This is a genomic window from Flavobacterium filum DSM 17961 (assembly GCF_000425465.1).
GTDB lineage: Bacteria > Bacteroidota > Bacteroidia > Flavobacteriales > Flavobacteriaceae > Flavobacterium > Flavobacterium filum.
The window spans coordinates 193,267-202,035 of the sequence record NZ_AUDM01000005.1; the positions used below are offsets into that span (position 1 = coordinate 193,267).

Genomic DNA, 8,769 nt, shown 5'->3' on the forward strand with positions numbered 1-8,769 from the left:
TATAAAACCCGTTTAATGCGGGTTTTTTTGTTGGTGTTCATTTTGAAAACGGAATAAAGTGGGATAATTTTAGTTAAAAAGTTAAAATTTTCACAATAAAATACTATATTTGGATACTAAATTTCCAACAAAATGAAAAAAATTACCCTTTTGCTACTCGCTTTTGGGGTATTTTCTGTTTATGCTCAGCGTCAAAACCCTTGGCAGGTTGCAGAAAATATTTCAGAGACACTTCCAAAAACGAATAGAAGCAGTACCCCAAATTCTTATCGGGTTTTTTCCTTAAATAGTGCTGTTTTCAGAGAACAATTACAGAATGCTCCCGTCAGAGGACAAATTTTCGGGAGGTCTTCTCATGAAATTCTTTTACCTAATGCAGATGGTGTTATTGAGCGATTTCATGTTATGGAAACACCCATCATGGAAAAAGAATTAGCAGATAAATTTCCTATGATAAAGTCGTATGCGGCTCAAGGAATTGATGATCCAACCGCTGTTGCCCGTTTTTCAGTAACACAATTTGGATTACATTGTATGACCTTTTCTTCCAAAACAAGTACAACATTTATTGATCCATACACCGAAAATCAACAGTATTATATTGTTTATAAAAAGGCTGATTTAGTTTCAAATCAAACAAATTTTGAATGTTTGACAGAAGAAGGAATTTTACTTCCTTCAACAGAATTAGACAGAAATGCTTTTGCTTATGATGTTTTTAATACGGATGATAACACATTGCGTACTTATCGTCTTGCTCAATCGTGTACTGCAGAATATGGAAATATTTTTGCCGGAACTGGAACCATTGCTCAACAAAAAGCTAATATTCAAGCTCAAATGGCTATTACAATGACCCGTGTAAACGGTGTTTATGAAATTGATTTAGGGATTACCATGATTTTTGTAGCCAACAATGATGCAGTAATTTATTTAGGGGCTACGAATTCAGACCCTTGGAGCAATGAATGGAATACGACCACAGCTCAAACATTAGATAGTGTTATTGGTGTAAACAATTATGACATTGGTCATAACTTCAACACAACCGGAGGAGGAAATGCAGGTTGTATAGGTTGTGTTTGTCGTGCAGTTTCCCAAACAGGAACACATAAAGGCAGAGGATATACCGGAAGAGCTAATCCAACCGGTGATGCTTTTGATATCGATTATGTAGCACATGAAATGGGACATCAATTTGGAGGTTATCATACACAAAGTAATTCTTCTTGTCGTTCCGGAAGTGGACAAACAGAAGTAGAGCCCGGAAGTGCTTCTACCATAATGGGTTATGCTGGTATCTGTGCAGCAAATGTTCAGTCAAACAGTGATGCTTATTTTGCTTATGTGAATATTCGTGATATTATGGCGTATGTCAAATCTGCTAACGGGAGTTGTTCAGTAAATACACCAATTGCGAATCAAACACCTGTGGTTTCAGCAGGTTTGGATTATACCATACCAAGAAGTACAGCTTTTGTATTAACTGCTGAAGGTTCTGACCCTGATGGTGATACTCTATTGTACACTTGGGAACAACGTGACCCTGAAAACCCTGCTTCGAATGCTGCACCAACAGCAACAAGACCGGCAGGACCAATGTTTAGGTCGCTAACTGGAACCATTTCTCCTTCTCGTTATTTTCCAAATATGACAACTATATTAACCGGAGCAACTGCAAATACTTGGGAAGTAGTACCATCTGTTTCAAGAACCATGAATTTTTCGGTTGTTGCTAGAGATAATGTTGCGGGAAATGGTCAGACCAATTCAGATTTAATGCTTGTAACAGTTAACGCTGCGGCCGGACCATTTGTGGTAAATTCTCCTAACACAAATGTTTCTTGGGCTACCGGTAGTAATCAGAATGTTACCTGGGATGTTGCCGGAACAACAGCAAACGGAGTTAATTCGCCTTTTGTGGATATATTTTTATCTACAAATGGTGGAGGTAGTTTCCCGGTTTTGTTAGCTAGTAAAGTACCAAATGATGGTTCAGAAACCGTGACAATTCCCGCTAATACCGGAACACAAAACAGAATTATGGTTAGAGGACATCAACATATATTTTTAGATGTTTCCAATACTAATTTTACTATTGCAAGTAGTTCGCCTACGTTTGCTTTAGCTTATAATGGGCAAGCTGACGGTCAAAACAAATCGATTTGTCAAGGTCAAGAAGCAATTTATACATTAAATTATTCTACAATTGGAGGTTTTAGTAGTACAACCTCTTTTTCTGTAACCGGTTTTCCGGCAGGAACTACAGCTACACTTACGCCAAATAGTATATCAACAGATGGTTCTATACAATTGCAATTAACCAACACCGGTTCTGCCGTTCCGGGAATTTATCAAATGGTTGTAACCGGAACTTCTGGGGCTATTACTAAAACCGTGAATTTATATGTGGAGGTTTTAAATGCCAACTTTGAAGATACTATTGCAGTTTCACCGGTAAATTTAGCAACAGGAGTTTCTTCAAATTCAGTAACTATTCAATGGAATAACGATTCAAATGCAACTAATTACGATTTTCAATTGGCTCAAGACATCGATTTTAATACCATTATTGTTAATCAAAATGTATTAACAAATCAATATACTGCCACAGGTTTAAATGAAAATACCAACTATTTTTGGAGAGTATTACCAAAAAATAGTGGTTGCCAAGGTGTTTTAAGTGCTACTTTCCGTTTTACTACAGGAAGCGGGTTAATTTGTAGTCCTATTGTAAATTCAACTAACGTACCCGTAGCTATTTCAGCATCCGGAACACCTACGGTAAATTCTACGTTAACCATACCGGTAGAAAATAACCAAACTATTGATAAGTTAACAGTAACCCTAAATATTACGCATACTTGGATTAGTGATTTAACCGTAACTTTGATTAGCCCAACCGGAACACAAGTACAATTATTTACAGGACAATGTGGTAATGCAGATAATGCTGTTGCAACATTTGACGATAACGGAATAACATTAACTTGCCAAGGGTCCACTCCAGCTATTTCAGGTACGCTTATACCTTCACAATCTCTATCCAATTTTATCGGACAAAACACTCAAGGAGTATGGACGTTAAGGGTTTTTGATGGATTTAATGCTGATGGTGGAACCATAAACAGTTGGGGAATCACGTTTTGTTCAACCGATACAACTCCTTTAGTTTGTGGTGAAATTACCTCGACATGGAATGGAACATCTTGGTCAAACGGTCGTCCGGTAGATAATGTGGCAGCGATTGTAAACGGAAATTTAGTTTTGAACCAAGATATGAATGCATGTTCGTTTACGGTTAACAATTCAGCTCAAGTGACTGTTCAATCCGGTAATAATTTAATTGTTGACAATGAAGTAGTAATTGGGGCATCTGCCAATTTAACCTTGGAAAACAATGCTAATTTAATTCAAATTAGTAATGCCCAAAATACGGGTTCAATTACACAAAATCGTTCCACAAGCCCATTGATGCGTTTGGATTATGCAATGTGGTCTTCACCGGTAACGGGTAATCAATCATTATTAAATTTTTCTCCGTTAACTATGCCGAATCGATTTTATACTTATTCTACTAACGCTAATATTTATACAGCTATTTCAAATCCGTCATCAGTTGGTTTTGAAGAAGGGAAAGGATATTTAATTCGTATGCCGGATAACCATCCTACTACCCCAACCATTTGGACAGGTACTTTCAACGGAGTACCGAAAAATGGAGACATTGAAGTGGATTTGGCCTATTCAAGTGCAACCCAAAAGTTCAATGCGATTGGAAACCCTTATCCGTCAACCATCAATGCCAATCAATTTTTGCTAGATAATCAAACCCAAATTGAAGGGACACTTTATTTTTGGCGAAAAACAAATAATGCTGAAGGCTCGGCTTATGCTTCCTATACCTTAGGAGGGGCTACAACAACTTCGCCAACGAGTCCGGTGCCAAACGGAACCATTCAGGTTGGGCAGGGCTTTATTGTGGCGGCAAGAAATGTAGCCAGTCCAACTGTTTTATTTACAAATGATTTGAGGGTGGACAATAACAACAATCAGTTTTTCAGAAGTTCTTTTGGCTTGCCGTATATCACACAATCTGATTTTGAAAAGCATCGAATTTGGATGAACCTAACCAATTCAGAAGGCTTGTTCTGTCAAATGATGGTGGGTTACATGGAAAATGCCACAAATGGGGTGGATGATTTAATTGATGGAAAATATATTGGAGATTTTGCAACGGCAATGACCTCTATCATTGACCAAGATGAATATATCATTCAAGGAAAAGCACTTCCTTTTGAGACATCAGATATCATTCCATTACTATTTAAAACGGATCAAACAGGTACGTTTTCGTTTGCTCTTGATCATGTAGATGGTTTGTTTGAAGGCGATCAGGTTATTTTGATTCGCGATGAGTTAACCAATACGGTTCATAATTTAAAAGATGCTCCATTTGTTTTTGCCTCTGAAGCCGGAACATTTTCGAATCGTTTCCAATTGTTATTTGACAGTGAAGCATTGAGTACAATTGATTTTACGATGCAAAATCAAGTAGTAATTGCAGTTAAAGAAGAGATTATAAAATTAAAATCTACTCATTCAGCAATTGCCGAAATTCAAATTTATGATGTGTTAGGTAGAAAATTGTCGAGTTTTAAAAAGGTAAATAGCAATGAATTTTCTATAAATTCAATACCGCCAAGTTTACAAACATTATTGGTAAAAGTGAAACTTGAAAATGGAGAACAGCATATCAAAAAGATAATTTTTTAAGAAAATGAACAAACCGGAATTTTTTCCGGTTTTTTTACATCCAATACTCAAAAAATAACGTAGTTATTCACGAATTGTTAACATATTCATAACCTGATAGAAAGCATAATTCAACTATTCTGTTTAATTTTGTAACTGTCAAAAATTAATCTATTAAAACATGAAAAAATTTGTACAATTAAATGTGTTCAAATTCGTGGTTTTGTTGTTCTGCTTGAGTGGTTTTACACTTTCTGCACAATATACAACCGGATTTGAAGATGCAACTAAAACAGGCTATACTTCTGGGTCAGTTACCTTATCTGGTATTACTTGGAATATGACAGAAGCTTTGATTGGAGACACTACAACCGACTGGAAAGTTGGGACTAAATCTGCTCGAATGCGTGGTTATGCTGCATCAGCAATCACCATGACCCAAAACAAAACAAATGGGATGGGTGTTCTATCTTTTCAATACAGAAGATATGGAACAGATGCTCAAGTAACTTGGAGAGTTGAATATTCTACTAATGACGGTGGAAGTTGGACTCAAGTAGGTTCAGATTTTACAGCTCCGGCAACAGATGTTGTTCAAACATTTAGCGAAACAGTAAACATTACGGGAAATGTTCGTGTTAGAATCAAGAAAGCAGTTGAAACGGGAGCATCTAACAATCGATTAAATATTGATGCTTTTTCAATTACAGATTTCACTGGTTCTGCTACACCAACAATTACAACTTCTACAACTTCACTAACAAGTTTTGGTTCTGTAGCTGTGGGAACAAATTCAAGCAGCCTGAATTTTACGGTTTCAGGTTCTGATTTAACGGAAGATGTGAATGTTTCGGCTTCTGAAGATTTTGAAGTGAGTACAGACAATGTTACGTTTACGAATAGTGTTGATTTAACACAAAATAGCGGAACACTTTTAGGTCAACCGGTAACAGTTTATGTTCGTTTTTCACCAACCGCTAGTGGCTTAAACAGCGGAGCAATTACATTATCATCGGATGGAGCTTCTAATAAAACAGTTTCAGTTTCCGGTACAGGTTTTGTTCCGGTGCCAACGTTGACAGCATCAACCGCTTCAATAGACTTTGGAAATGTTGAAGTAGGAGAACAATCTTCTGTTTCTACTTTTACGTTAAATGGAAGTAATTTAACAGGAGTTGTAAACTTATCTGCTCCGGTGGATTATTATTTAAGTACCGATAATGTTACATACTCTGGATTTTTAAATTTACCGGTTTCAAGTGGAACGATTAATGGACAACCGGTAACAATTTATGTAAAGTTTATTCCGTCTGATTTAGGATTAATTTCAGGAGATTTAGAAATTAATTCCTCAGGTGCCGATACAGAAATTATCGCTCTTGAAGGTATTGGAATTAACCCAATTATTGCTGCTCCTTTAGCAACAGCAGCTACAAACATAACAACAGATTCATTTGATGCAAATTGGGATGAAGTGGATGGTGCTTTGTCTTATCGTTTAGATGTGTCAACGAGTCCAACTTTTTCTGCATTAGTACCGGGTTCTACAACTACAGAAACGTTTACCTCAATTGGTGGTGGAACTTCAACATCTTATTTAACAAGAGCTTGGACCGGAGCTGATGGTATTTCGTGGACTGCATTTAAATCAAGAACCGATCAAGTGGTTTTTTCGGGAAATCAAGCCGTTACGCTTCAAAACGCAGCTGATGCGTATTTGATTTCCGGTACGATTTCCGGTGGTTTAACCGCATTGAATTTTGATGTTCTAAGAACTTTTACAGGAGCAGATGGTATTTTAACGATAAGAGTTTTCCATGGAGCAAGTTTTGCTACAGAAACAAATTTAGGAACTATTGGATATAATGCTACAGTTCAGTCTTTTAGCGTGTCTGGTTTAAATATTACAGGTGATTTTATTATTAGAATTGATAATAACGCTGCAGCTCGTCCGGCGATTGATAATTTGAGCTTTACTAGAAATTTAGTTTCAGCTCCTTCATTTATTTCGGGTTATAACAATTTAACCGTAAATGGATTATCTCAAACCGTAAGTGGTTTATCCCCCGAAACTACTTATTATTACAGAGTAAGAGCCTTTGATGGTTCAACTTCTGAAAATTCAAATGTGATTACAGTCACAACTTTAGAATTAACTGACCCAATTATAATACCATCGGTAACTTCATTAACTGATTTTGGAAATGTAATTGTTGGGAATGATTCTTCAAGTCAAAGTTTTACAGTAACAGCTGAATTTTTAACAACTTCTGTTACAGCAACAGCTTCAACTGATTTCGGAGTAAGTTTGGATAATACAACTTTTACGTCTTCTGTTGAATTGACTCAAACAGGAGGTGTGTTAAACGGAGAGCCAGTTACGGTTTATGTTCGTTATTCTCCAACTACGGAAGGAGTAAACAATGGTACAATTACATTAAGTGCTGATGGAGCAATAGACCAAACGGTAACTGTTTCCGGAACTGGATTTATTCCGGTACCAACTTTAACGGCATCAGTAAATTCTCTTCCTGATTTTGGAAATACTGAAGTAGGTTCGTCATCTTCAAGTCAAAGTTTTACCATTTCTGGTGAATATGTAACCGGAAATGTTAGTGTTAATGCACCGGTAGATTTTCTTTTAAGTACAGATAATGTAACATTTAATTCAACTTTAAGTTTACCAAGTTCTGGAGGTGCAATAATTGGACAACCGGTTACCGTATATGTTCAATTTAGTCCTTCAACATCCGGAATTGCTAGCGGTGATGTTGAAATTTCTGCAACGGGAGCAACAACACAAGTAGTGACGGTAAGCGGAAATGGTGTAAACCCAACACCAAATGCACCTATTGCAACCCCGGCAAATAACTTAGATGGTACTTCATTTACTGCAAATTGGTTAGAAGTGCCCGGAGCTACTAGTTATCGAATTGATGTGAGTACCTCACCAGATTTTGGAACAAATAATACTGCAGAAGACTTAATCATTTCAGAATATATTGAAGGAACTAGTAACAACAAATTCATTGAAATTTTTAATGGTACGGGAAGTGCAGTAAATTTATCTGATTACCAATTACGTTTATACGGAAATGGTTCTACAACTCCTGTTAGTGCTGTTTTATCAGGGACTTTAAATAATGGAGAAACTAGAGTATATCAAAATTCACAACAGGCTATTTATGCTGGAGCAGCAACAAGCTTAAATACAGTGATAAATTTCAATGGAGATGATGCTGTAGCGTTATATAAAATCTCAACAGCTGCTTTGATTGATGTTTTTGGTGTGATTGGGAATGACCCCGGAACCGCTTGGACAGTTGGAGGTAAAACCACTTTAGATAGAACATTGGTTAGAAATGCATCAGTAAGTCAAGGAGCAGCTTCTACAGCAGGTTTCCCAACTTTAGGAACAGAATGGACTGAATTTCCAGTAAATACAGTTTCTGATTTAGGGTCACACACGTTTAGTGCATTTATTCCATCATTTGTTCCCGGTTATGAAAATGTAACAGTTAATGCTACATCTTTCGATATTGAAGGTTTGGACTTCAATACAACTTATTATTACAGAGTGAGAGCATTTAATGGTTCGACTTCAGTTAATTCTAATGTCATTTCAGTAACTACCTTAAATCCGGTTAATTGGTATTTAGATTCTGATGGTGATTCTTATGGGGATGATAACAATTTTGTTTTTTCAGTAAATAATCCATTCCCGGGATTATATGTTTTAGTTGGCGGCGATTGCAACGACAACAATTCAAGCATCAACCCAGGAGCGACAGAAATCTGCTACGATGGAATTGATCAGAACTGTAATGGTAGTACAACCGATGGTTGTCCTGTAATCTTAGCTCGTTTACGTAATGACAATTGCGGAGCAACGCTAACAGCGATTAATCAAGCTTTGAGAGGAGATTTCTTCTCATCAAGCATTCCAAATGGAGTGGCGTTAAATGGATACCGCTTCAGAGTAACCAATATGACAACCAATGTTGTTCGTGTAGT

Annotated in this window: 2 protein-coding genes; both read left to right on the plus strand. The window is 36.8% G+C overall.

Annotation, left to right across the window (positions count from 1 at the left end; all coding sequences use genetic code 11):
• The first annotated feature begins 132 nt into the window (after positions 1-132).
• Positions 133-4,776: a reprolysin-like metallopeptidase gene (locus H601_RS16020; RefSeq protein WP_051220648.1), complete on the plus strand. Its 4,644-nt coding sequence runs from the start codon at positions 133-135 to the stop codon at positions 4,774-4,776.
• A 160-nt stretch (positions 4,777-4,936) separates the two neighbouring features.
• Positions 4,937-8,769, plus strand: a 3,833-nt coding sequence (locus tag H601_RS16025; RefSeq protein ID WP_156900335.1) for a choice-of-anchor D domain-containing protein, incomplete at its 3' end; no start/stop codon positions are given.